Annotated in this window: 21 protein-coding genes; 10 read left to right on the top strand and 11 right to left on the bottom strand. The window is 35.6% G+C overall.

The features are described from left to right. The first annotated feature begins 152 nt into the window (after nt 1-152). The 5 genes from J7604_RS08490 (at nt 153) to J7604_RS08470 (ending at nt 4,778) form a co-directional block, all read left to right on the top strand. Entirely contained in the window at nt 153-1,502 is a 1,350-nt protein-coding gene (locus J7604_RS08490; RefSeq protein ID WP_293894042.1) for a glutamine synthetase family protein, read from the top strand. A gap of 64 nt (nt 1,503-1,566) precedes the next feature. Next, on the top strand, nt 1,567-2,610 hold the full coding sequence (locus tag J7604_RS08485; RefSeq protein ID WP_293894039.1) for a hypothetical protein: 1,044 nt from the start codon (nt 1,567-1,569) through the stop codon (nt 2,608-2,610). A 65-nt stretch (nt 2,611-2,675) separates the two neighbouring features. Continuing rightward, nucleotides 2,676-3,524, top strand: a complete 849-nt coding sequence (locus tag J7604_RS08480; RefSeq protein ID WP_293894294.1) for a TIGR01459 family HAD-type hydrolase — start codon at nt 2,676-2,678, stop codon at nt 3,522-3,524. Between the two features lie 571 nt (nt 3,525-4,095). Further along, the gene (locus J7604_RS08475; protein WP_293894036.1) at nt 4,096-4,491 is read left to right on the top strand and encodes a hypothetical protein; all 396 of its coding nucleotides are present in this window, start codon (nt 4,096-4,098) and stop codon (nt 4,489-4,491) included. Between the two features lie 50 nt (nt 4,492-4,541). Beyond that, nucleotides 4,542-4,778 (top strand): hypothetical protein, encoded by a 237-nt coding sequence (locus J7604_RS08470; protein ID WP_293894033.1) that lies wholly within the window; start codon nt 4,542-4,544, stop codon nt 4,776-4,778. An 87-nt stretch (nt 4,779-4,865) separates the two neighbouring features. Here J7604_RS08470 and dnaA read toward each other — a convergent pair whose 3' ends face one another. After that, complete coding sequence (gene dnaA / locus J7604_RS08465) at nt 4,866-6,293, bottom strand: chromosomal replication initiator protein DnaA (RefSeq protein ID WP_293894030.1); 1,428 nt, start codon at nt 6,291-6,293, stop codon at nt 4,866-4,868. 290 nt (nt 6,294-6,583) lie between these two features. Here dnaA and J7604_RS08460 point away from each other — a divergent pair, with 290 nt between their 5' ends. Together J7604_RS08460 and scpA are read left to right on the top strand one after the other, a co-directional pair. Then, nucleotides 6,584-7,711: a methylmalonyl-CoA mutase family protein gene (locus J7604_RS08460; RefSeq protein ID WP_293894028.1), complete on the top strand. Its 1,128-nt coding sequence runs from the start codon at nt 6,584-6,586 to the stop codon at nt 7,709-7,711. A gap of 3 nt (nt 7,712-7,714) precedes the next feature. Then, nucleotides 7,715-9,850, top strand: a complete 2,136-nt coding sequence (gene scpA, locus J7604_RS08455; RefSeq protein ID WP_293894026.1) for a methylmalonyl-CoA mutase — start codon at nt 7,715-7,717, stop codon at nt 9,848-9,850. Nucleotides 9,851-9,913: 63 nt separating this feature from the next. On the opposite strand, the gene J7604_RS08450 is transcribed toward scpA, so the two are convergent. The 9 genes from J7604_RS08450 to J7604_RS08410 form a co-directional block, all read right to left on the bottom strand. Continuing rightward, nucleotides 9,914-10,699: a sugar-binding protein gene (locus J7604_RS08450; RefSeq protein WP_293894024.1), complete on the bottom strand. Its 786-nt coding sequence runs from the start codon at nt 10,697-10,699 to the stop codon at nt 9,914-9,916. A 221-nt stretch (nt 10,700-10,920) separates the two neighbouring features. Further along, the gene (locus J7604_RS08445) at nt 10,921-11,736 is read right to left on the bottom strand and encodes an enoyl-ACP reductase (RefSeq protein WP_293894022.1); all 816 of its coding nucleotides are present in this window, start codon (nt 11,734-11,736) and stop codon (nt 10,921-10,923) included. A gap of 94 nt (nt 11,737-11,830) precedes the next feature. After that, entirely contained in the window at nt 11,831-13,489 is a 1,659-nt protein-coding gene (gene recN, locus J7604_RS08440) for a DNA repair protein RecN (RefSeq protein WP_293894020.1), read from the bottom strand. Nucleotides 13,490-13,491: 2 nt separating this feature from the next. Beyond that, nucleotides 13,492-13,719 (bottom strand): hypothetical protein, encoded by a 228-nt coding sequence (locus tag J7604_RS08435; protein ID WP_293894018.1) that lies wholly within the window; start codon nt 13,717-13,719, stop codon nt 13,492-13,494. 51 nt (nt 13,720-13,770) lie between these two features. Next, nucleotides 13,771-14,673, bottom strand: coding sequence for a DUF4835 family protein (locus tag J7604_RS08430; RefSeq protein WP_293894016.1), 903 nt, complete (start codon nt 14,671-14,673; stop codon nt 13,771-13,773). Between the two features lie 71 nt (nt 14,674-14,744). Then, a complete protein-coding gene (coaBC, locus tag J7604_RS08425) occupies nt 14,745-15,959 on the bottom strand; it encodes a bifunctional phosphopantothenoylcysteine decarboxylase/phosphopantothenate--cysteine ligase CoaBC (RefSeq protein ID WP_367113559.1) in 1,215 nt (404 codons plus the stop codon). A gap of 9 nt (nt 15,960-15,968) precedes the next feature. After that, a complete protein-coding gene (locus J7604_RS08420; RefSeq protein WP_293894014.1) occupies nt 15,969-16,298 on the bottom strand; it encodes a DNA-directed RNA polymerase subunit omega in 330 nt (109 codons plus the stop codon). Continuing rightward, nucleotides 16,298-17,101, bottom strand: a complete 804-nt coding sequence (locus tag J7604_RS08415; protein WP_293894012.1) for an outer membrane protein assembly factor BamD — start codon at nt 17,099-17,101, stop codon at nt 16,298-16,300. The genes J7604_RS08420 and J7604_RS08415 overlap by 1 nt, the downstream gene beginning before the upstream one ends. 126 nt (nt 17,102-17,227) lie before the next feature. Next, on the bottom strand, nt 17,228-18,739 hold the full coding sequence (locus J7604_RS08410; RefSeq protein WP_293894010.1) for an OstA-like protein: 1,512 nt from the start codon (nt 18,737-18,739) through the stop codon (nt 17,228-17,230). 48 nt (nt 18,740-18,787) lie between these two features. On the opposite strand from J7604_RS08410, the gene tilS reads away from it, so the two are divergent. Further along, a complete protein-coding gene (tilS, locus tag J7604_RS08405; RefSeq protein ID WP_293894007.1) occupies nt 18,788-20,116 on the top strand; it encodes a tRNA lysidine(34) synthetase TilS in 1,329 nt (442 codons plus the stop codon). A 95-nt stretch (nt 20,117-20,211) separates the two neighbouring features. Further along, complete coding sequence (gene mdh, locus J7604_RS08400) at nt 20,212-21,150, top strand: malate dehydrogenase (protein ID WP_293894004.1); 939 nt, start codon at nt 20,212-20,214, stop codon at nt 21,148-21,150. Between the two features lie 43 nt (nt 21,151-21,193). Here the strand turns inward: mdh and J7604_RS08395 are convergent, their stop codons facing one another. Beyond that, the gene (locus tag J7604_RS08395) at nt 21,194-21,868 is read right to left on the bottom strand and encodes a trans-aconitate 2-methyltransferase (protein ID WP_293894001.1); all 675 of its coding nucleotides are present in this window, start codon (nt 21,866-21,868) and stop codon (nt 21,194-21,196) included. 73 nt (nt 21,869-21,941) lie between these two features. On the opposite strand from J7604_RS08395, the gene J7604_RS08390 reads away from it, so the two are divergent. Then, nucleotides 21,942-23,942, top strand: a complete 2,001-nt coding sequence (locus tag J7604_RS08390; protein ID WP_293893998.1) for a Na+/H+ antiporter NhaC family protein — start codon at nt 21,942-21,944, stop codon at nt 23,940-23,942. Nucleotides 23,943-23,968 lie beyond the last annotated feature (26 nt).

The raw sequence follows: 23,968 nt of genomic DNA, 5'->3' as shown, positions 1-23,968 counted from the left end.
TTTTTCACCAAATTGAAAAACATGTAGAAGGGTCATTAATCTGTAGATTTTTATAATCTCTGTATAATAAATACGGAGCATTTTATCGTCTTATTCGATCCCCTGCAGTTAACTTTAAAACTTCAATTTCATAATCCTTTTAAGGAGTAAAAATGGATCATAGTCAAATCATTGATTTCATAGAAAAAAATTCTATTCAGAAAATAAAATTTGCCTTCACTGATATAGATGGAGTGCTTCGCGGGAAAATTATCCATCGTGACAAATTTCTGAAAAGTCTGAAAGAAAACATAGGCTTCTGCGATGTCGTGTTTGGCTGGGACAGTGGAGATGCTTGTTATGATAACGTTAAGATAACAGGATGGCATTCAGGATATCCCGATGCTCCTTGCGCTATAGACCTTTCCACTTTTAGAAAAATTCCTTGGGAAAATGATCTTCCATTCTTTATTGCAGATTTTGGTTGCAAGCCTGTAGCAGCTTGTCCGAGAAGTTTACTAAAATTAATAGAGAAACAATGCCTTGAAATGGGCTTTCATGCTGAATTTGCACAGGAATTCGAATGGTTCAATTTTAGGGAAACACCACAAACATTGAAAGACAAAGAATTCACGAAACTGAATCCTCTCACTCCTGGCATGTTCGGGTACTCTGTTTTAAGACCCTCTTACGAAACTACCTACTATCACAATCTCTTTGATTTATTATTGAAATTTGATGTACCTCTTGAAGGCCTTCATACTGAAACCGGCCCTGGAGTTTATGAGGCAGCCCTGCTTCACGACAGTATATTAAAAGCAGCAGACAAGGCTTCATTATTCAAAACAGGTGTAAAAGAAATTGCTTACAAAAATGGTATCATGGCTACTTTCATGGCAAAATGGAATGAAGAACTACCAGGATGCAGTGGACATATTCATCAAAGTTTATGGAGCCTTGATAGATCAGACAATCTTTTCTTTGACCCTGTTAAAGAAAATAAAATGAGCGATCTGTTTAAACATTATCTGGCTGGTCAGCTTTACTGCCTTCCATATATTCTGCCAATGTATGCTCCAACCATTAACAGCTATAAAAGATTGGTTGAAGGCGCCTGGGCACCTACTACTGTCACTTGGGGAATTGATAATAGAACTACGGCCCTTCGTGTATTAAACAGTTCAAAAGACCTTACAAGACTTGAAACCAGAGTCCCAGGATCTGATAGTAATCCTTATCTGGCAATGGCTGCAGCCCTTGCTTCCGGATTATATGGAATAAAACATCAACTAAAGCTTGAACTTTTGCCAACTAAGGGCAATGGATATAAAAATATGGAGAACGGTAAATTACCCTCTAACCTTATAGAAGCCAGTCAGGCTATGAAAAACAGCCCGGTTGCAGCAGAATTATTTGGGGGCGAATTTGTAGAGCACTATGTTAGCACCCGTGAGTGGGAATGGAGACAATTCTCTAAACATGTTACAGATTGGGAATTAAAAAGATACTTTGAAATCATTTAATCAAATCTGTGAAACAACATTACTTTAATATTACCTTTCAAGCCAAAGGGGTTAATAACTGAACATGAAAATCATAGATTACTCTCAAATTATAAAAGAAGCCTGGAGAAACTTTGATGCATCCAAGACCATTGCAAAAATTGAAGATATCAGCGCAAAGGTTTCTACCAATCATGTATTCAGAGTAACCTTTGACGATGAAGATATCATCATAGCAAAACTATCTTATTTTGGGAAATACGAGCATTTCAAAGAAGATCACAGACTGATTCACGCACTGGCCAACAATCTGCTCTATCCTTTTGAAAATGTACTGGCAAAGTCATTGGTAAAAAACAACAAAGTATATACTTACCGATATCAGGAAGGACTTACAGATGCATGGGTAGTATTTTATAATCCCATACGTGTTATGGAAAAACTTCCCAGACGGCTGGAAGAGGAACATATAGTCAAGCTCGGAAGAGAAATAGCTAAATTTCATAAAGCTTGTGCTAAGGTAAAAAACGTTCTACCCAAATCATCCAAAACCCTTTTATCAGATATTGAACATCTGCTTGACATACTTGATACTGAAGATGGTCAATATGAACACAGAATGCATGTAGACTATCTTAGGAGCCAATGTGAAACGTTTCTTAAGAATATAGAATTATTAAATTATCAATCTTTTGAAAGCATTCCTGTATTTGTAGACTGGAACATCGGTAACTTTTCCGTTACAGATAAACTTGAACTATTTTCCCGCTGGGACTACGACTGGTTCAGAATGAGTTCAAGAGTATTAGACTTCTATTTTTTCAGCAGAGTCGTTTCAGATATTGGAGACAGAACAGTATTCAGTTATGTGATAGGACCGTTGATGGAAGACAGATTTATCCTTTTCTTGAAAGAGTATCATAAAGTATTTCCACTTACTCGAAATGAAATCCTGTTCCTGAAAGAAGCCTACAGATTCTTTATTCTGAATTATGTAATAAAACATGGCAGATATTTCTTTCATGAAATATACGCGACCAAACTTCAAAGAGAAGCTTATGAAACATACTTCCCTTCCATAGATGAAGAATTCAATGCAGATAAAATATTAAAAGAGCTTCAATTGTAAACTATATATAACAAGACTAATCTTTACGCTTTATACTTATTACTTAAAACTTATTACTCTTAATGGTGCAGTTACAAGATTTCAAATCCATCGTTTCAAAATACAAGGTCATATTTTTTGATGCATTTGGAGTTTTAAAAAATTACAAGGGTTTGATACCTGGAATAGAACATACATTTAATTATCTCCAGGAGAACAATAAAGAGTATTTTATTCTTACCAATGATGCTTCCAGAAGTCCTGCACAGCTTGCTGAATCCTATCATAAGCTTGGCCTCTTTGCTATTACCCCAGATAGAATAATTTCATCGGGCATGTTGGCTAAAGAATATCTTGATCTGAAAGTCAACCATGGTACTGTGGCCTATCTTGGGACGGAAAACTCAGCGCACTACATAGAAAGATCAGGACTTAAAACCTTACCAATCAGTCAGCTTGAGCTTGATAATATTTCAGAAGTTAATGCTCTTGTATTACTTGATGATGAAGGATTTGACTGGAACAAGGATTTAAACAAAACTATAAACCTCCTTAGAAACAGAAATATACCTGTAATAGTAGCCAACACTGATACTACTTATCCAGTATCGCAATCACAGGTTGCCATTGCTATTGGTGGGGTAGCGGAATTAATTGAAAATGTTGTCGGGAAGAAATTTATCAGATTTGGCAAACCTGACTCACAGCTTTTCAATTTCGCATTTGAACATGCTTGCGCTAACTGCATTGTAGATAAAAATGATATCCTGATGGTTGGTGATACACTTCATACTGATATAATGGGTGGAAATAAATTTGGGTTCGATACTGCATTAATGCTCACCGGTATAACGCAGCCAGACATGGCAGAACAATATATCAGAAGCACCGGCATCATTCCAACATATATTTGCGAATCCGCCGTTATTAAATAAAACAGCTTTATGATTAAAGAACTTTTTGCATTCTGTTTGTTCCTGGTACTTCAATAAAAAGCAATGAATCTATTGCACTCAAAAGTGATCAATTCCTAATCCCTACAAATACAACGTTGATCGGCAAGCAAATTTTTTAGTGTTAAAAAGAATTACACAAATATCATACATTCTTAAAGTTCATTTATTTAAAACTTCTCAAGAACTGAGTAACGAACTTTCTTAATATGTGAGAAACCAACTAAATTCAACAAATTGAACATCCCCTTAAATATTATAGCAAGCTTAAAGAGATTTCATTAGAGCTTTGGGAACCATTTACTGATCTGAGATCTAAGGCTATTAAAAGAAAATTGGTCACTTTTGAACATGGAAATTTATAATTTGTTTTCTATTAGAAGCTTTAATAAATCAGAGTTAAAAGAAGAAATGAAGAACTAAAGTTATAAGGGTTTAGATGAGAAACTAAGACTGAACTTATTTTATTGTCAAAATTTATGGTGTAAACAAGGTTAGAGTAATCTCCGATTTATATAAAGAACTAAAGGAGGCTGCTAAAAAGTAGAATTCAATGTCAAAGGAAAAACTAATTAAAAAAGCAGAAGACTCCTCTGAAAACGAAGAGCAACCGAATGTTCAGAGGGAAACTGATAATGATTCAGATATGATTCTGGAAGTTCCTTCCTTAAAAGCTGGTAAAGTCAACATGGATGCAGAAAATTTAAATTTTTCTATCTCCGTTAAAGCACAGCTTTCTAATTTCTCCAATATAGAAATCGGAACAGACATTCATATAGATAAGATCAAACTAGATGTAGATTCACTTGAAGCAGAAGCTCTTTTTACAGCAAAACTGAAAAAGATCGAAACTATCTTTATCAAGGCATTAGAATCACTTGATAAAAATCCTGATTTAAAAAATTGCAATACCCCTAATTCTGATAGTGTGAAAGATGAAGAACACTGATCATTGAAAATTTTGTTGTAACTATTGAGTAGTTATAGAATATTAAAGGCATGAAAAAGGACAAGCAATTTACTTCTGATGTAGTCATATATGCGAAAGCAAAAATGAAGTATGTGCGGCTCATCAAATCAAGCAAAGTAGAGGTTAATCAATTCAGCAACATTGATCATGATAAGGAAAATGAGAGGACTCGTATTAATGTGCCCAATGAAATGCAAGATGGGGTAGAGTATTATGATGCAGTAGTTGGTTCCAAAAGAGGAGTATCTATAAAAAAATCAAGTTAACGTCCTGATTCTACAAACTGGAAAAAAAATGCCTGATGTTTCCACCAGGCATCTCAGTATATTAAAAAGTAACCCTAAAAATTCAGATTAAGCAGCTTTCAGCTTCAGTTTTTTAATCAACTCCTGCATTGTTGCATTGAACTTTCTGTCAGTGTCCATTAAGTCGTTTACTGAAGTTAAAGCATGTATTACGGTACTGTGATCTCTGTTTCCAAAATGGAAACCGATAGACTTCAATGAAAGGTTAGTGTATTCTTTTGCAAAATACATAGCAACCTGTCTTGCTATCACGATCTCTCTCTTTCTTGTTTTTGCTTTAAGAGAATCAACAGTTACGTTGAAGAATTCGGCAACAAACTTCTGGATATAATCTATACCCACTTCCGATTCTATGTTTTGAACAATGCTCTGCAATGTCTGCTTAGCAAGTTCAAGATCAATTTCTTTCTGAGTTAATGAAGATTGTGCAATCAAAGAGATTAATACACCTTCTAACTCTCTTACGTTGGTATCTATGCTATAAGCAAGGTACTCAACAACACTGTCAGAGATTTCTACACCTTCTGACTGCATTTTTTTGCGAATAATTGCAATTCTTGTTTCAAAATCTGGTTGCTGCAAATCTGCAGTCAAACCCCATTTGAATCTGGATAATAATCTTTCCTGTAATCCTTTCAAATCTTTTGGCGGGCAGTCGCTCGTCATTATGATTTGTTTACCTGATTGGTGCAGGTGGTTAAAGATATGGAAGAATATCTCCTGAGTTTTTTCTTTACCAGACAGGAATTGTACATCGTCTATAACAAGAACATCTACCTGAAGATAGAAATTTGCAAACTCCTGGGTATTGTTGTTTTTAATTGCATCAAGGAATTGATTTGTAAATTTTTCCGATGACACATAAAGAACAAACTTGTCAGGACTGTTTTGTTTAATTCTGTTTCCTATTGCCTGAACAAGGTGGGTTTTACCTAAACCTACACCTCCATAAATCATCAATGGGTTGAAAGATGTTACTCCCGGTTTGTTAGCGACAGCATAACCGGCCGAACGCGCAAGTCTGTTACAATCTCCCTCAATGAACGTGTCAAAAGTATAGTTTACATTTAATTGTGAGCTGAAAGAAAACTTATCCAGCCCTTTTAAATCAAACGGACTTTTAACAGTCTGAGGAGAGTTATAATTTACAAATTTTGCATTACCATTCGGTTTTCCCTGAACTTGGTTCACAAAAGTTTTGGACTGCTCTGATTCTTTTTCCATCATCAGAGAATATTCCAACCTTCCGTCAGCGCCCAATTCAGTGTCTATCGCTCTCCTTAAAACCTGAACATAATGCTCTTCAAGCCATTCATAAAAAAACTGGCTAGGAACCTGAATCGTCAAAACGTCATTCTGTAACATTACTGGGACTATAGGTTCGAACCAAGTTTTGAAACTTTGCTCGCCTACACTCTCCTTAATGATACGGAGACAGTTGTTCCACACTGCTTTACAGTCTTTTACAATTAGCATAATTAAAGGGTTTTTGAAAAAATCGTCCTCCTTGATTTTGGAGGGGAGACAAATTTGTAAAAAAAATAATTAACAAAAAAATGAAATGGGGACTTGACTTTTTCATATCCTTCAGGGCTTGTAAATTACGAAATAAGCCCTTGAATATTCTTAAAATAAAACAATAAATTCTTCTAAATATGCAACAAACAAAATGTTACTACATGTAAATTTAGGAACAAAAAACTAATGATTTTGTAATCTTTTTCTCCCTTAGTTGATTTTTTTAATAGCTTTAAAAAAAAGTTTCCGTGGAACATTCACCAACTCCAAATACCCCCTTCGAAAACACAGATAAAGAACTGTGGATCAATAAAATAAAAGAAGAATTAAAGCTTCAAAAACTTGATTCTTTGGCGTGGAACGTAGGCCAAAAAATAAATATAGAACCATTTTATACCAAAGCAGATTTAAGCCGTATAAACGTGTCATATTTTGACAAAAATTTTGGCAAATGGAAAGCTGTCTATAAAATCATTTTTTTGGACATAGATTCACTAAAAAAAGAAATTGAAAAATCAAAAAAATTCAATGCAGATCATATAGAAATTTTAATCAGAAATAGTCGAAATTTTAGTTTGACTTCTGTGAAAGATTTATTAAATGACTTTTCATACACCATTGAAATTTTTGAGGCCGATAAAATTGATATTTTGGAAAATATCGCACCTGGTAGTTTTTTAAATCTCAATTCCGACATTTATTTAAGAGAAAAGGATGATATCATCAATAATTTGTCAATAATTCTCTCTAAAAAAGGATCAATCGGTTCAATTTTAGGAATTTCCGAATCAAATGAGGACCCCGGGACTGAATTAGCTTATTCACTGGCCAAAGCTATTGAATATTTCGATCTTCTTACTGAAAAAGGAATTTCTAAAGAATTGGTGTTATCAAAAATTCATTTTCATACTTCAATTGGCGAAAACTTTATTGTAGAAATTGCCAAACTGAGAGCTTTCCGATCACTTTGGGATAAGTTAAAGGAACTTCTGCTCCCGGGAAATTCAGTCAACACAACTTTTCATTCTGAACTCATTCCTTCAAAATCCACTGTTAAAAATGAAAATGATGAAATGATCATCAATACAATTCAGTTTACAGCAGCTATTTTGGGTAATTCTGACTTTATTAAAATAAACAGCAGAACAACATCACTAGACTCAATTGCAGAAGAGTTTTATCAAAGAGTACGTTTAAATATTGCACATATATTAAGAGAAGAATCTTTCATGGATAAAGTAAAAGATCCTTTAGCTGGTTCTTATTTAATAGAAACTATTACTTCAAAAATTAGCGAAGCAGCATGGGAAAAATTTAAAGCTATTGAAGAAGCAAACGGTTATTCAGAGGCCAAACGTAGGAATATAGTCAAGTAAATTATGAAGCCAGATTTTTCAAAAATACAATATCATCAACTCCCTGACCCATCTTTTACCGGAAAACAGGAGAAAAGCACTTGGCTAACGTCCGAACAGATTCCAGTAAAAAGTTTGTTCACCCAAAAAGATAGCGAAAGCTTTATCTATGATGACTTTCCTGCCGGAAGCCCGCCATTCTTAAGAGGACCTTATGCTAGCATGTATCTTGGTAAACCATGGACTATCCGCCAATATGCAGGTTTTTCCACTGCTGAAGAATCAAACGCTTTTTATAGAAGGAATCTAGCAGGAGGACAAAAAGGATTATCAGTTGCCTTCGATCTTCCGACGCATAGAGGATATGACTCCGATCATCCAAGAGTTACAGGGGATGTGGGTAAGGCTGGAGTAGCTGTTGATTCTGTAGAAGACATCAAAATACTTTTCGAAGGAATTCCTTTGGATCAGATGTCCGTTTCTATGACAATGAATGGAGCAGTTATTCCTATTCTGGCATTCTATATTGTTGCTGCAGAAGAGCAAGGCGTGTCTCCGGCAAAGCTTAGTGGCACTATTCAAAATGATATATTAAAGGAGTTCATGGTAAGGAACACTTACATATATCCTCCCCTTCCTTCAATGAAAATCATAGGAGACATATTTGAATATACTTCCCGCCATATGCCTAAGTTTAATTCCATTAGCATAAGCGGTTACCATATGCAAGAAGCTGGAGCTACTGCCGATATTGAGCTTGCTTATACATTGGCAGATGGATTGGAATATGTTCGTACCGGTTTGAAAGCGGGTATCGACATTGATGACTTTGCTCCCAGGCTTTCTTTCTTTTGGGGAATCGGAATGAACTTCTTCATGGAGATCGCCAAGATGCGTGCCGGTAGGTTTCTCTGGGCTAAAATGCTGAAAGAGTTTAATCCGAAAAATGAAAAGTCTCTTGCATTAAGAACACATTGTCAAACCTCTGGTTGGAGCTTGACGAGACAAGATCCTTTTAACAATATAACAAGAACCTGTATTGAAGCAATGGCTGCTGTGCTTGGCCATACTCAGTCTTTGCACACTAATGCACTTGATGAAGCACTGGCCTTGCCAACTGATTTTTCAGCTAAAATAGCACGCGATACTCAACTACATCTTCAAAAGCATACGGATCTTTGCAAGTATATAGATCCATTCGGAGGCTCATACTATTTGGAATATCTTACGAATGAGCTCATAGTTAAAGCAGAAAAACTGATTGGAGAAATTGAAGCTCATGGTGGAATGGCAAAATCAATAGAAGCCGGAATTCCACAAAGCAGAATAGATCAGGCTGCTGCTAGAAAGCAGGCACGTATTGATTCTGGTCAGGATACAATAGTGGGAGTTAATAAGTATGGCGTTGAAGAAGAAGGAAAGCTTGATCTTCTTGAAGTCGACAACTCTCAGGTAAGAGAGAAACAAATTCAACGACTAGAAAGAATAAAGGCTCAACGACATGAAAAAGATGTAATCCTTGCTTTGGATTCTATTACCAACTGTGCTCAGACAGGAAAAGGTAACCTTCTGGAGCTAGCCATAGAAGCGGCCAGGAGAAGAGCCACTTTGGGAGAAATATCAATGGCAATGGAAAAAGTTTTTGGGAGACATAAAGCTATGACTAGAACTACTTCAGGAATTTATGGAAGAGAATCTTCTGACATAGGAAATATGGATAAGGCACGTGCACTGTCTGATCAATTTGCTGCAATGGATGGAAGAAGACCTAGGATTATTATTGGAAAACTTGGACAAGATGGACACGACCGTGGAGCAAAAGTAATAGCCACAGCCTTCGCTGACCTCGGTTTTGATGTTGACCTTGCCCCTTTGTTTCAGACTCCTGAAGAACTGGCAAGAATGGGAGCTGAAAGTGATGTGCATATAATAGGTGTATCTAGTCTTGCAGGTGGTCATAAAACACTTATTCCTGAATTAATTGAAGCACTGAAAAAAATAGGAAGAGATGATATAATGGTTGTAGCAGGAGGAATTATTCCACCTAAAGATTACGATTTTCTTTATGCAAATGGAGTATCAGGAATCTTTGGACCAGGGACTGTTATTGCTATTGCAGCGCAGGATATACTTAAAAAATTGATTGAAAATGCAGTATGATTAAATATTACAATATTTTCCCTGAATATGATTCAGGGAAAATATACCTTTAAAGACTAATACTTATTTCACAAGTTCCAGAGTTCCAAATAAGCCAGCATCGATCCAACCTCTATTTTTATCTTCTCCTGGTATTTCCATTGACCCAACAAAATTCTCTCTACCACCTGTTGCATCATTGTCATTATAAGAAACCGCAAATCCTAATTTCTTTCCTTCAGTAAGTTTTACTGGTACGTTATCTTCTCCATCTTTGTAAGTATCTTTAAATACTTTCATTCCAACTTCCCACGTATAAACGTTTCCATTCTTAGTCCTCTTGGTTTCTACATCTTTATTATATAGATGAGGCTTCTGATCAGGACCTATGTCCACTGCATCATAGTCTAGTGTAATGTGATATGCAAAAGCATTGTGATTAAACTGATGATTCCCTCCTGATTTGTCTTCATCAATAAATAACTCCAGACAATCATCTTCCCACCAATCGTTGAATGGATCAGGTCTTTGATCGCTAAGAATATTGTCAGTTATCTCAACCAGATAATAGATTCTGTCTTCTTTCCATAGTATTTTATATCGGCCTGAAAAATCTTGAGGAGTGTAATCTGCTCCCAGCCATTTATACTTAATAGGTGCCCATGTAGCTTTTTCCCAGCTTTTCTCATTGCCTTTCCCATCTATGACTATATTTTCAGAAGCTTTATGAGCAGTGTAATTACCATCGCCATTACTATCTAAAGTTACAGGGCAATAAGTCTCTCCTGAATAAGGATTTGTAGCTGGTTTTGTGCAGGATAGAAAAATAACCAGCACTTGAACCAAACAAAATAATTGTAGTTTTTGCATGAAAATAAGTTTGTTTTAAGAAATTTTTTAGTCTGTCACTCTATACAAATATAAAAAAATTTAAATGCTGTCTATGTTACTTTGGTTGCTTACTTCATAAATGAAATCAATCTTTTCAGGAAAAACTACAATCCAAAGTTGACTTTAAAATACATCATTATATAAAAGAAAACAGGCAGACTTTTCAGCCCGCCTGTTTGATATAAGTATCTTCTAAAAAATTATTTTTTGCTGTAAAATGACTGAATGAATTCATCACTAATAGCAGTACATGAAAATCCTCCATCATGAAATAAATTCTGCATAGTAACTTTCTTTGTAAGATCTGAGAACAGCGTGATTACATAATCTGCACACTCTTCAGCAGATGCATTACCAAGAGGAGATAATTTTTCTGCAAAGTCTACAAATACGTCAAAACCAGAAATTCCTTTACCTGCAGTTGTCATAGTAGGAGACTGAGAAACTGTATTTACTCTGATTTTCTTAGGTCCTAGTCTTAAACCATAACTTCTTGCAATTGACTCTAATGCAGCTTTTGCTTCGGCCATATCATTATATCCAGGAACTGCCTTCTGTGCAGCAATATAGCTAAGTGCTACAATTGAAGCACCTTCATTCAATGCATCTTTTTTCTCTGCAATCTGCATGATTTTATGAAAAGAAAGAGCTGATATATCTATAGTTTTAAGAAACCATTCATAGTTAAGATCGCCATAATCCTTGCCTTTACGAACGTTAGGACTCATTCCGATGGAGTGAAGTATGAAATCTACCTTACCGCCTAAAGCTTCAAGCGATTTAGTGAAAAGGTTTTCAAGATCTTCCAGAGAAGTAGCATCTGCTGGAATTACCACAGCACCACATGTTTCAGCCAGTTTATTGATCTCTCCCATTCTCATTGCAATGGGGGCATTGGTTAAAGTGAATGAAGCCCCTTCCTCATGTGCTTTTTCAGCAACTTTCCATGCAATGGAATTACTATCGAGTGCTCCGAATATGATTCCCCTTTTACCTTTTAAGAGATTGTAAGCCATTTTTTCTTTGTTTTATTAAAACTCAACTCGTAAAATTATTATTCTCCTCGATTCATTCAAAAAATCTTGGATAAAATATCTTATATTATTTTTCTTACTCGTTGATTTCCAACAGTTCTTTCGCATTCTTCATTGCAGTTTCTGATGGTTTCTCTCCTCCTATCATCTGTGCAATTTCCTTAACACGATCTTCTTTCGTTAATTCTCTTATTTTACTCACTGATCTTTTACTTGAATGATCTTTATATACAAAGTAATGTGCAGATCCTTGCGCCGCAATCTGAGGCAAATGGGTGATTGCAATCACCTGGTGGTTTTTAGACATTTGCTTCATCATCTTACCAACCTTAAACGCTACCTCTCCGGAAATACCGGTATCGATCTCGTCAAATACAATAGTTGGCAATGAAGACTTATCAGCTAACATGTACTTGATACACAGCATCAGTCTTGAGAACTCTCCTCCCGAAGCTGCATTTTTAAGTTCTTCCGGTGCGATACCTTTATTGGCACTAAACAGGAAATTGATTTTATCAATCCCTAATGGACCTAGCTCGGTGGTGTCTGAATGAATATGCATAGTAGCATTTGGCATTCCCACCTCTTTAAGTAATAATTCTAGTTCCTTCTTAATGCCTGGTATCACTTTAGTTCTCTGATTGCTTAGTTTAACTGCTTTTTCCCGCAAACTTTTTTCCAGTTTTACTAATGCAACTTTTAATATTTCGATCTTCTCAAAAAGATCTGAATTAGCACCGGCTTTATTTTCAAGGTCTTCCTGAATTGCTATAAGATCTTCAATTGTATTTACATGATGTTTCTTTTCAAGCTTGTAAATTAAGCTGAGACGTTCTCTTTTCTCTTCAATTTTTTCAGGTGAATAATCTATCTGTTGTTCAGCTTCTTCAAGCTCTCCATTGATATCTTTTAACTCTATTACAATGCTTTGAAAACGTTCGCGAAGTTTTTCATAGGATGGAGAATACTTTACAATACCATCAAACAATTTATTGACTGTCTGCAAAACCGCAATACTTGCCTGATCAGATTCAGAAAGGATACTGACCATCTGATTAAGTTTACTTTTAATTTCTTCTGAATTTTCAAGCAGCTTAAGATCCTCTTCTAACTTTTCCTGCTCCCCGCTTTGTAAATTAGCTTCCTCCAATTCACTCAAAAGAAAAGTATTAAAGTCCTGTTGCTTTGATGATTCTTCTGCTTGTATTGTAACATCAACAAGTTCTGCTTCTTTATCTTTAAATTCTTTATAAAGCTTTTTATACTCTGTCAGCAAATTTTTATTTCCTGCAAAGGCGTCAACAATTCCAATCTGGAATGAAGATGCGCCTAGCATGAGCGTTTCGTGCTGACTATGTACATCCATTAGTCTTTGCCCCAGTTTTTTAAGAAAATCAAGATTTACCGGAGTATCGTTTACGAAAGCTCTGGATTTGCCGCTGGGAGCTATTTCTCGTCTTACCAGACACAGCGTTTCATAATCAAGATCCTCCTCTTTGAAAAGATCCTCAATTTCATATCCTGAAATATCAAAAGCACCTTCAATGATACATTTTTCTTCTTCATTGAAAAGTACTTTTACATCGGCCCTGTTACCAAGCAACAAACCAAGAGCACCCAGCATGATAGACTTTCCTGCTCCTGTTTCGCCTGTTACAATATTTAACTCCGATGACGGTTGCAGTTCCAGCTCGCTGATCAGGACATAGTTCCTGATTAAAAGATTTTTAAGCATAATTAAAAAGAGGCTGTATAATCGTAAATTATTTCACGAATGTTCTTAAAATCAATGGGGTGTAGATCCAATCTGGAGTCTTTGAGCAAAAGCTTTTGATCATCTGCCGAAACAAGACATCCAAAAAGAGTTGTCTGGTCGTGCATGATGATATTGATTTCTTTCGAAACCACAGTGGATATTTTGGAAGGAATGTCCTTAGCAGGTATGCGGATAAGCCTTTTTCCCATTTTTATTAAATTATATGCTAATTTAATAAAAATAGATAGAGTGAAGAATGATCAGAGCTTAAGAAGCCTATTATATTTATCCGCATTCAGGGGATCCATCTGTCGCAGAGTATTTACAACCTGCTGACGCATTTCAGGAGTGGCCTGAGAATAAATATTTATTATTTCCTCCACTTTAGCATTAAAAAAATTCTTAATTACTACTGAAGTTGGATTGATGTTATACACAGTTTTTATTTTATCAAAGACAGTGATGATATCTTTTCTGCTTTGGTCTGCATTTATCAAAAATTTATCCATTGCCTGGCGATGATAAATGTATAGACCTTCTCTAAATGGAGCAAACTGAGTATTGGTAAGGTTTTGAATTAATGAAAATCTGCCGTTTGTCTCCAACTGATCCCATCCCACTGCCTGGGAAGATTGAGCTATGTTTGCAATATCTCTGGCTTTCTCATAATATTTTGTCCCCCCCATTTGCCCAAAGGTATCATAATCCATAGCCAGGATCATGTAGGCATAATAAGAAAGCATTGCTGTAAGATTACCATTAAAAGAATTTTCAGTATAATAAATCGCACTTCCTTCTACATACTCAAAATTAAACTTCCTGTCCAGGAATTTGAGAATCATAGTTTCCTTATTGGTGTTATATAAAGGTCTTGTAGAAGTAATCATGGCCGTAGCCTCGTACAGACTCTGACCGGAAACTCCTGTAAGTGTGATAATAATGTTGCAGTTAATCCTCTCTTCCGGTTTATATTCATCAGTTGTCCACCTTTTGTTATTCATGAACTCCAACATGGCTGCCTTCAACTGAGTCATAACATCCTTTTTCTCACTATTTTCAATACTTTCAGCATCAATAGTAATGGTACAATTCAACTCACCCTGCTGAGCAAAAGAAATCAAATTTGTAAGTATAAAAATCAGAGCTATTAAGTACTTTTTCATATTTCTAAAGTGGGGAATTACAGCAAAAAACTATATATGTTACTGAATTTTCTATTATGAAATGTCGACTATTATTTCTTTTTAAGATCCAGATGCTTCAGCAACTCACTGATGATATCAGAAGCAACTTCTTTCTTACTTTTTAACTCAAAAGTCTGCACCATATTGTATTTATCAATAAATGTTACCTTATTGGTATCGAATCCAAAACCTGCTCCGTCATCTCTAAGAGAATTAAGTACGATAAAATCAAGGTTTTTATTTGCAAGCTTCACTGAAGCATTCTGAATTTCATTTTCAGTTTCTAAAGCAAATCCAACCAATACCTGGCCTGTTTTTTTGTTAGCCCCAACTGCTGCCGCAATATCTTTGGTTTTTATCAGGTCTATGCTCAGTTCTCCATCTTTCTTTTTGATCTTCTGTAATGCAACTTCTTTCGGAGTATAATCTGCCACAGCTGCTGAAAGTATTATAGCATCTGCATCCGGAACATTTGTCATCACCGCATTATACATTTCCTCGGCCTTTTGCACTTTCATTAATTTAACAGAATCAGAAGGAGATTTTAGTGCTGTAGGACCTGATATCAAAGTGACAGAAGCTCCCAATTGATCAAGCTGATGAGCAATTTCATAACCCATTTTTCCGGTTGAATGATTGCTAATAAACCTTACTGGATCGAGTGGTTCATAGGTTGGTCCTGCTGTAACCACTATTTTCCTCCCTGCTAGCTGGGTATTTTTCTGAAAATATCTTTTTACAAAATCTGTAATATGTTCAGGCTCGGCTAAACGCCCTTCTCCTTCAAGGCCACTTGCTAAAAATCCGAATTCGGCATCAATAATAATATTGCTATAGGATTTAAGCTTTTCAATATTAGCCTTGGTAGCCGGATGCCGGTACATATCCAGATCCATTGCCGGAGCGAACATTACAGGACACTTTGCACTAAGATAAACTGCTGTTAGGAGGTTATCGCATACACCATTAGCCAACTTGGAAATTGTATTTGCGGTGGCCGGTGCTATAAGAATTAGATCTGCCCACAAGGCAAGATCTACATGATTATTCCACTCTCCCGCATCATTCCTGATTAAAGAATTATAGACAGGCTTTCCGGTAAGTGTTGAAAATGTAAGTGGCCCAATAAAAGAAGAAGCAGAGGGTGTCAGTATTACCTGAACCTCTGCTCCTTCTTTTATCAATTGTCTTGTTAATAAAGCTGCTTTATATGCCGCAATGCTCCCGCAAACACCAAGTATAACTTTTTTTCCGCGAAGCATCATTCACATAAATTATTTCTCTTCGTTAGGCTTTCTGAAATGAATTTTTCCTTCGAAAAACTCTTCGATAGCCATATTAGTTGGTTTTGGCATTCTTTCGTAGAACTTGGAAATCTCTATCTGCTCTCTGTTTTCAAAGATTTCTTCAAGATTATCAACTGTAGAAGCAAAATCAGCCAATTTGTTATTCAATTCTTCTTTTACTTTTGAAGAAATTTGTCTTGATCTCTTTGCCACAACCACTAGTGATTCATAAATATTTCCCGTAGGTGCAGATAACTTTTCAAGATCTCTCGTCACTATTGACGATGGAATAGTAGTAACTTTTGCTTTATTGTTCATTAGCTTTGAAAATTCTTTAAACGTTCTGTAATCCTATCATATAACTCTTCAGCCTCTTTTTTGAATTTGCTTTCAGGGAATCTATCGATAAACCCATAATAAAATTCAAGCGCTGTATTATATCTTTCTCTTTGCAATCTCAATACACTGTGCTTAGCTAAATTATATTGTGCCTGAAACTGTATAAACGTAGCTTCTTCTGCAAATTTACCAGAAGGATACCTATCTAGAAAAGTTCCAAGACTTACAACAGCTGATTTATAAATGCCAATCTTATAATAGAGTTTTGCGTTTTCAAATGCCTTGTACTCTGTTTTCGCATTTAGTTCATCAGTCATACTGTTCACCTCTTCCATATGACTGCTTTGAGGATATTTCACGCCAAACATCTGAATTGTCTGCATTGCCTCATCGGTATTTCCCTGATCAAGTTTGTAGGAAGGACTGTCCATGTAAAGAGACTTTACATGCATATACATACTTTCTTCCGCATATTCACTTCTTGGATAAGTTTCATACAAATCCTTAAAGTAATAGCTGCTCATGATATACTGCTTATCATTAAAATAAGTATTGGCAAATACAAATTGTGCTTTTTCAGCTTCAGGTCGGCCTTTTAACAAAGGCATGATTTCTTCTAAAAGGACATTGGCTTTGTAATTATCCTTTTTCTCATAATATTTCAGCGCAGCCTCCAGCTTTTTGTTGACGTCTGAACTTTTTTGAACTCGCTGAAACTCACTGCATGAAGACAGTAAAATCAACAATCCCAACAAAAGACTTTTAGCAAAACCTAACTTCATAAGACCGTAAAAGTAAACAAAATATGCTTTTTCTTCTAATTATTTCAATCCAAATTAATTTTCCAGCCAATTGAACGCCGAAAATTATTAGAATTCTAAATTTCTGAATATAACGAATCTATCTTACTAATTGACATATCGTACTCCTAAAACATCTTTTTTAGAAGGTCTTTCTTTACCTCTCCAAACAAAGCCTTTTAACCTGGTATCAGGTTCTAATATTTCGTGAGGTGGAATAAATTTGGCGTCTGGACTTTTAATAAATGATATGGTATTTACCTTAGCTTCTTTAAATCTGACGATTAGATCACTACAAACTACTTTATTCATTCCTATTAAAACAGTGTCTCCTTCCAGAGCGAAATACAAACTTTCTCCATTTCCATTGACATCAACTTTTTGAATTTTGTTTTCAGTAAAGTGAGCCACCATTTTCTTACCTTTTACCTGATTATAATTTTCAAGACTATCAATGGAAGCCATAAATGCATTAACCTTCATATTCATCTTTGAAACTTTATTATTGACTAAAAGAATATTGATAGAGTCTGCTACAATCTGATTTTTTTCACTCCACAATACAGGATCTCCAAAAAAATAAATCGTAGAATCTGCAAAATCATATACTAACGAATCACATTTTCCTTGAAGATCATGACGGAAAATTTTGGTATGCTTATAGGCAATGAGTTTCTTAATCTTTTTCTCAGGATAATCAAGAGAAATTAATGTATCTGCTGAAAGAAACAGGGTATCACCTCCTGAATAATTTTTCATGACCGGATTTCCAAACACCTTAGAGGTTCCCCTTCTACTCCAGTAATTGGCCCTTTCTCCAAGTATTTGTACACTATCTTTCGGGCTTCTTAAAATTACATTACCTCTCGCAATTCCATTACCTTGCCTTTCATCATAATCCAGGTTGTCTGCCTCTATGTCAAAATTACCGGACTGCACATTGGATCTTTCTTTTGTTGCAGTCACTTTGCTCATAATGTTATATTCACCTTCTGTTGTAACCACCACACCATCAGGAGAAATGATCTTAGTAGGGCCTTTGAAATAGGCAATATTGGTATAAGAATTATAATCCAAACTATCAGTAGTAAGTACAAAATTTTGTGATGGGTTCACAACCCTTACATCCCTCCGGAAATTAAATACTTTCTCTCCTAAATTGTAATAGCCTTCCCTACTCGTTAATGTACTTTTCTCATCTTTGATGGTACCTCCATTAGGATAAAAAGCTCTTCTCGCAGAAACGTCATAATGAAGAATATCAGTAAAAAGTGTCATTGTTTTATCTTTCAGAACTACATTCCTTTTGGCAATAGTCTTTTTGGTATTTCCTTCATAAAGAAGATTGCGGCAGGTAAGGTTGACCGTATCACCCTGATTCATGCGGACATTTCCAAAAGCCTCAATAGAATTATTTTTGGGATTCTGATAAGCAGAGTCACAGTAAAGGTATGTGCCCTGTTGTTTAAAAATTACATCCCCTTTTAATCTCCTGATGTTAACACCATTAACTGTAATACCTTCCAGTTCTCTTGCCTGGACAAGGTCTATTTTTCCCTGCGCATTTACTAGATCGGGAATAAAAAGCAGCAGAAAAATCAGATATAAGCAATATCTCATTTGTATATTTATCTCACCAAAATTAATCAAAAAAGCAATTTTTCTAATATGTTACAAAGATTCCGCCAATTTATCTCCAGACATCAGCTCATCTCCGAATCAGCAAATGTTTTGGCTGCTGTTAGCGGAGGTAAAGACAGTGTGACCATGTGTGAACTTTTACATTTGGCCGGAATAAACTTTGGAATAGCGCACTGCAACTTCCAGCTAAGAGGAATTGACTCTGATCTGGATGAAGAGTTTGTCAGAAAACTTGCAACTCACTATAAGGTTCCGTTTTTTTCCCAACGATTTGAAACGGAAACATTCGCCAAAGATAACAGAATTAGCATTCAAATGGCTGCAAGAGATTTGAGATATGCCTGGTTCAGAAAACTTGCTTCTGAAAAAGGCTTCGATTCTATTGCCACTGCTCATCATTTGAATGATGTATTCGAAACAATATTACTTAACCTTACAAGAGGCACAGGGTATGCAGGATTGCAGGGAATACAACCCCGCAACGGAGAAATAATCAGGCCGCTCCTCTTTTGTCAAAGAGAAGAAATAGATGCTTTTGTTCTGGAAAATAATCTTGAATGGAGAGAAGATATTTCAAATGCTTCTACAAAGTATTACAGAAATCTTATCAGACATAAAGTTATTCCGGTTCTGAAAGAGATCAATCCTAGCCTGGAACAGACTGCTTTTGAAAGTACTGAAAAAATTCGTGCTGTTGCACATTTTTTCAAATCCAAGGTTAATGAAATTAAATCAAGATCTTTTTCTTTCAAAGGACCCGACATCAGAATTGACCTGAATATTGTTCTCTCAGAACCAGAACCAGCCATAGTTTTAAGCGAACTGCTCAGCGAATTTGGTTTTACCTATAAGGATTCCGTAAATCTTTTAAATACCAAGACTACCGGAAGTCTATACTATTCTAAAACTTTTGTTTTGAATGTTGACAGACAGTCTTTACTGCTTAAGCATCTTAGAGAATCGGACCCTGCTGAGGAATTTAAGATAAGCGAACAGCTTAATAGTTTTACTTTCAGGAATTTTTCATTTTCGCTGAACAAAATTAATACAAATGAGTTTGATGTCCATTCAGATAGGTATACAGCTCATCTTGATTGGGCTGCTCTTGAATTCCCGCTTGTAGTTAGAAATTGGTTACCTGGAGATCGATTTATTCCTTTGGGAATGAAAAACTTCAAAAAAGTAAGTGATTTTTTGATTGACAGAAAAACACCTTTACTTCAAAAGGATAATACTTTAGTGATTACCAGTGATGATAAAATTGTCTGGATCATTGGTATGCGGATTGACGAAAGGTTCAAAATCAGAGCAGATTCAAAAGATGCTCTAAAAATCACAGTCAATCCTCTATCCTAAGGTCATTTTTGGTAAAAAACATTTTAATATTGACATACTTTGGATAAATTTACACGCCTAGTTTATAATCATTAACTAAAAAATCATATTTTACTATGAAAGTAACAGTAGTAGGAGCAGGTAACGTGGGAGCAACCTGTGCCGATGTTTTAGCATATCGTGAGATAGCAAATGAAATCGTTCTTCTAGATATCAAAGAAGGCTTCGCAGAAGGTAAAGCACTTGATATTTGGCAGAAAGCACCGATCAATGTTTACGATTCGAAAACAGTTGGTGTAACTAACGACTACTCCAGAACTGCTGGTTCGGAAGTGGTAGTAATTACTTCTGGTCTTCCAAGAAAACCAGGTATGACAAGGGATGATCTTATCTCTACCAATGCTGGCATCGTTCAATCTGTTACAGAAAACGTTGTAAAATACTCTCCGAATGCAATAATCATAGTTGTATCCAATCCTCTGGATGTAATGACTTATTGCGCTCACCTTGCATCTAAACTTCCAAGAAACAAAGTTATTGGTATGGCTGGTATCCTTGATACTGCAAGATACAGAGCTTTCCTTGCTGACGAAATCAAATGCTCTCCGAAAGAAATCCAAGGAATGCTTCTTGGTGGACACGGAGATACTATGGTTCCACTTCCAAGATATACTACTGTAGGTGGTATCCCAGTTACAGAACTTGTTGCTAAAGACAAACTTGATGCAATCATAGAAAGAACTAAAAATGGTGGTGGAGAGCTTGTAAAACTGATGGGAACTTCAGCTTGGTATGCACCAGGTTCTGCTGCAGCACAAATGGTTGAGGCCATTGTGAAAGATCAGAAGAGAATTCTTCCTGTATGTATCAAACTTGAAGGTGAATACGGCATTAATGACTGCTACCTTGGCGTTCCTGCTGTTTTAGGTAAAAACGGTATCGAGAGAGTAATCGAGCTTAAATTAAACAGCGAAGAAATGGAGTTACTTCAAACTTCAAGAAAACACGTGAAAGAAGTTATGAACGTGTTAGACAACATGCCTGCTAAAGCTTAATTGCATTTATAAATAAAAAAACCCGGCTTTAACCGGGTTTTTTTTATTTAGTAAGAATATAGATCGTCCGTTCTTTTAATGTTGTAGTCTTGTAGTGAATTTCTTCAGCTACACTGAAACCAGCTTCCTTTCCTATTTTTTCAATTTCAGAAAACGACGGGATGTAACAATCCAGAGTACCATATTCATTTGAAATATGAAGTCTTTGTTTATCCAAATGCTGAGCAAAAGTCTGAAAACCAATCTTAGGCACATCTATTACCAGCTTTCCACCTTTATTGAGAAAACCTTCTACTTTGCGTATACAATTCTTTTGTTCATCCAATGAAAAGTCTATAATACCGGACCACATCCATAATGCCACATCAACCTTTCCATCCATGGAATAAGTTTTAATGTCGCCAAATACAACTTCTACATTTTTGTATGTTTCAGTCAAGTAGTCAAATAAAACTGGACTTTTTTCAAGAGCAATAATTTGTCCCTGAAATTTATTTTTCATCAGAAAATCAATACATCTTCCATATCCTGCACCAATTTCCAGAATAGCATTGGCATTTTTAAGACTTGAGTTTACCATCCAAAGATCCGGGTAATCCGCAAATCCACCTTTTACTGCTAGTTCTTTAAGAGTATTGACTCCCAACCTATTGTAATAATTGATATTTCTATCATTCATTATTTCCTCTGACAAAAAAGACATATTATTGCTAACCATTGTGTTCTAAAACGGTTTATTAAAAAAATAGGATACATTGCGGGACTATTATTTTAATAAAAACCTGATAATTGTGAGAGGATTATTTCTTCTTATAATCTCTTTTTTTGTCCTCTCTCCTATAACATCCGAATTGTACGCAAAAACGGATTTTAAGTTTTCCGCTCCAAATTATATAATTGGAGATGAATTTGCTGAAATTCAAATAGTCAGACTAAATAATAAGGGTACTCCTGACTCCACCTTTAATGGAAAGATCGGCTTTTATATTGATAAAGAACTCAAAGTACTGGAATTTATTGAAGGTAAAGCTTTATACACCACCACCTTATTTAAATCGAGTGAAATTACCTTTAAACCTCAGAATCAGACGACTCTTTATAGTATTAAAATTAGGCACCTACCTGATTGGCTGAGTATTATTCCTCCATTACTGGCAATAGCCTTATCACTGATTTTCCATGAAGTCATTACATCATTATTTCTGAGTGTTTTTGTTGGGGTGCTACTATTAATGGGATTTGAATTTTCAAATGTGATTCCAGCTTTTTTAAGAGTAATAGACTCTTACATACTGGAAGTTTTGAGAGACGGTAAACATCTTTCGCTTATTTCCTTCGCATTTATGGTGGGGGGAATGATTGCTCTCATTGCCAAAAATGGGGGATTAACGGGATTAGTTAACAAAATTTCTGCTATTGCACACTCCTCAAGAAGTGCACAACTAACCACTCTTTTTCTGAGCCTATCCATTTTTTTTGACAACTACGTCAACATTCTCATTGTAGGAAATACAATGAGGCCAATTACAGACAAATACAAAGTCTCAAGAGAAAAGCTAGCTTTTATTGTAAGCACAACGGCTGCCTCTGCAGCCTCTTTAGCCTTCTTCACAACATGGACTGGAGCTGAAATGGTTTATGTCCACGATGCAGCATCATACCTTAGGTTGGGCAATTCTGCATTTTCCATTTTTTTTAAATCTTTACAATACGCCTATTATCCAATCTTTATGCTGATACTAACTTTTGCCTTAATAGTATCTAAAAAAGATTTCAACAAAATGGCCGATGCAGAGGTAAGTGCACGCAGCGCAGGCATTAAGAATGAACAAAATGATAAATCCATTGAAAAAAATATAGAAAGAGATATTGTGGAAATTTTACATCCCGAATCCCAAAACGGAGGCAAATGGATCAATGCAGCATTTCCGTTAATAGTACTTTTCATCACAGCTATTGCGGGATTAATTGTTACAGGGACGGAAAACATATATCAAAAAATGCTGGGCAAAGGTATCCCTATAACCAGTCAAAATTTATCAACTGTTTGGAAATATTTGTATGACTTTGATAACAAGAATATCAGCTTTTTTCAAAAACTCGGGGAATTATTTGGCAATGGCGACTTTTATATTGCATTACTTTGGTCCTCATTTTCAAGTCTCCTGACTGCTTTTCTATTAACTTTATTACATAAAAATATATCTTTAAAAAGGACTACAGAAATCATGATTCATGGTTTTCGGGTTATGCTATCAGCAATAATAATTCTGATTTTTTCATGGTCACTTGCAGAAATCACAGAAGATCTTCATGCAACAGAATACCTTTCCTCAGTGATAACAGGAAATATTAAGCCTAGTCTACTTCCAATTGTTAGTTTTCTACTAGCCGCAACTTTTGCTTTTTCTACAGGATCAGTCTGGGGAGCCATGGCAATCTTATACCCATTGCTCGTACCCGTGAGTTGGATGATTTCGGCATCTTCCGGACTTTCAGTATCTGATACAGAAAGCGTTACCTATAATGTAATTGCAACAATTTTAAGTGGATCTGTATTTGGCATTCATTGTTCTCCTGTTTCAGACTCTACAATTATGAGTTCTATAGCATCAGACTGCAATCATATTCAACATATTAAGACACAATTACCTTATGCAGCAACAATTGCTCTAATAAGTATATTGGTCTTTTTTTTCAGCCTTATAAATTTTCACTGGTTCTTTAATCTGGGCCTTGGTACAACTCTAATCATATTAATTGTAAAATTTTCAGGAAAAAGAGTAGAATAAATTATATCTTTAGTAAAGCTGGAATT

This window comes from Sporocytophaga sp. (assembly GCF_017745095.1).
In the GTDB taxonomy this organism is placed as follows: domain Bacteria; phylum Bacteroidota; class Bacteroidia; order Cytophagales; family Cytophagaceae; genus Sporocytophaga.
This window is presented reverse-complemented; position numbering and strand designations above follow the sequence as displayed.

Bases quoted from the DNA above. Each gene is read 5' to 3' on its own strand.
- J7604_RS08485 (WP_293894039.1), top strand. From the start codon at position 1,567: ATGAAAATCATAGATTACTCTCAAATTATAAAAGAAGCCTGGAGAAAC.
- J7604_RS08445 (WP_293894022.1), bottom strand. From the start codon at position 11,736: ATGGCTTACAATCTCTTAAAAGGTAAAAGGGGAATCATATTCGGAGCA.
- mdh (WP_293894004.1), top strand. From the start codon at position 20,212: ATGAAAGTAACAGTAGTAGGAGCAGGTAACGTGGGAGCAACCTGTGCC.
- J7604_RS08410 (WP_293894010.1), bottom strand. From the start codon at position 18,739: ATGAGATATTGCTTATATCTGATTTTTCTGCTGCTTTTTATTCCCGAT.
- J7604_RS08475 (WP_293894036.1), top strand. From the start codon at position 4,096: ATGTCAAAGGAAAAACTAATTAAAAAAGCAGAAGACTCCTCTGAAAAC.
- J7604_RS08490 (WP_293894042.1), top strand. From the start codon at position 153: ATGGATCATAGTCAAATCATTGATTTCATAGAAAAAAATTCTATTCAG.
- J7604_RS08430 (WP_293894016.1), bottom strand. From the start codon at position 14,673: ATGAAAAAGTACTTAATAGCTCTGATTTTTATACTTACAAATTTGATT.
- J7604_RS08395 (WP_293894001.1), bottom strand. From the start codon at position 21,868: ATGGTTAGCAATAATATGTCTTTTTTGTCAGAGGAAATAATGAATGAT.
- coaBC (WP_367113559.1), bottom strand. From the start codon at position 15,959: ATGATGCTTCGCGGAAAAAAAGTTATACTTGGTGTTTGCGGGAGCATT.
- J7604_RS08450 (WP_293894024.1), bottom strand. From the start codon at position 10,699: ATGCAAAAACTACAATTATTTTGTTTGGTTCAAGTGCTGGTTATTTTT.
- J7604_RS08415 (WP_293894012.1), bottom strand. From the start codon at position 17,101: ATGAAGTTAGGTTTTGCTAAAAGTCTTTTGTTGGGATTGTTGATTTTA.
- recN (WP_293894020.1), bottom strand. From the start codon at position 13,489: ATGCTTAAAAATCTTTTAATCAGGAACTATGTCCTGATCAGCGAGCTG.
- scpA (WP_293894026.1), top strand. From the start codon at position 7,715: ATGAAGCCAGATTTTTCAAAAATACAATATCATCAACTCCCTGACCCA.
- J7604_RS08435 (WP_293894018.1), bottom strand. From the start codon at position 13,719: ATGGGAAAAAGGCTTATCCGCATACCTGCTAAGGACATTCCTTCCAAA.
- dnaA (WP_293894030.1), bottom strand. From the start codon at position 6,293: ATGCTAATTGTAAAAGACTGTAAAGCAGTGTGGAACAACTGTCTCCGT.
- tilS (WP_293894007.1), top strand. From the start codon at position 18,788: ATGTTACAAAGATTCCGCCAATTTATCTCCAGACATCAGCTCATCTCC.
- J7604_RS08420 (WP_293894014.1), bottom strand. From the start codon at position 16,298: ATGAACAATAAAGCAAAAGTTACTACTATTCCATCGTCAATAGTGACG.
- J7604_RS08470 (WP_293894033.1), top strand. From the start codon at position 4,542: ATGAAAAAGGACAAGCAATTTACTTCTGATGTAGTCATATATGCGAAA.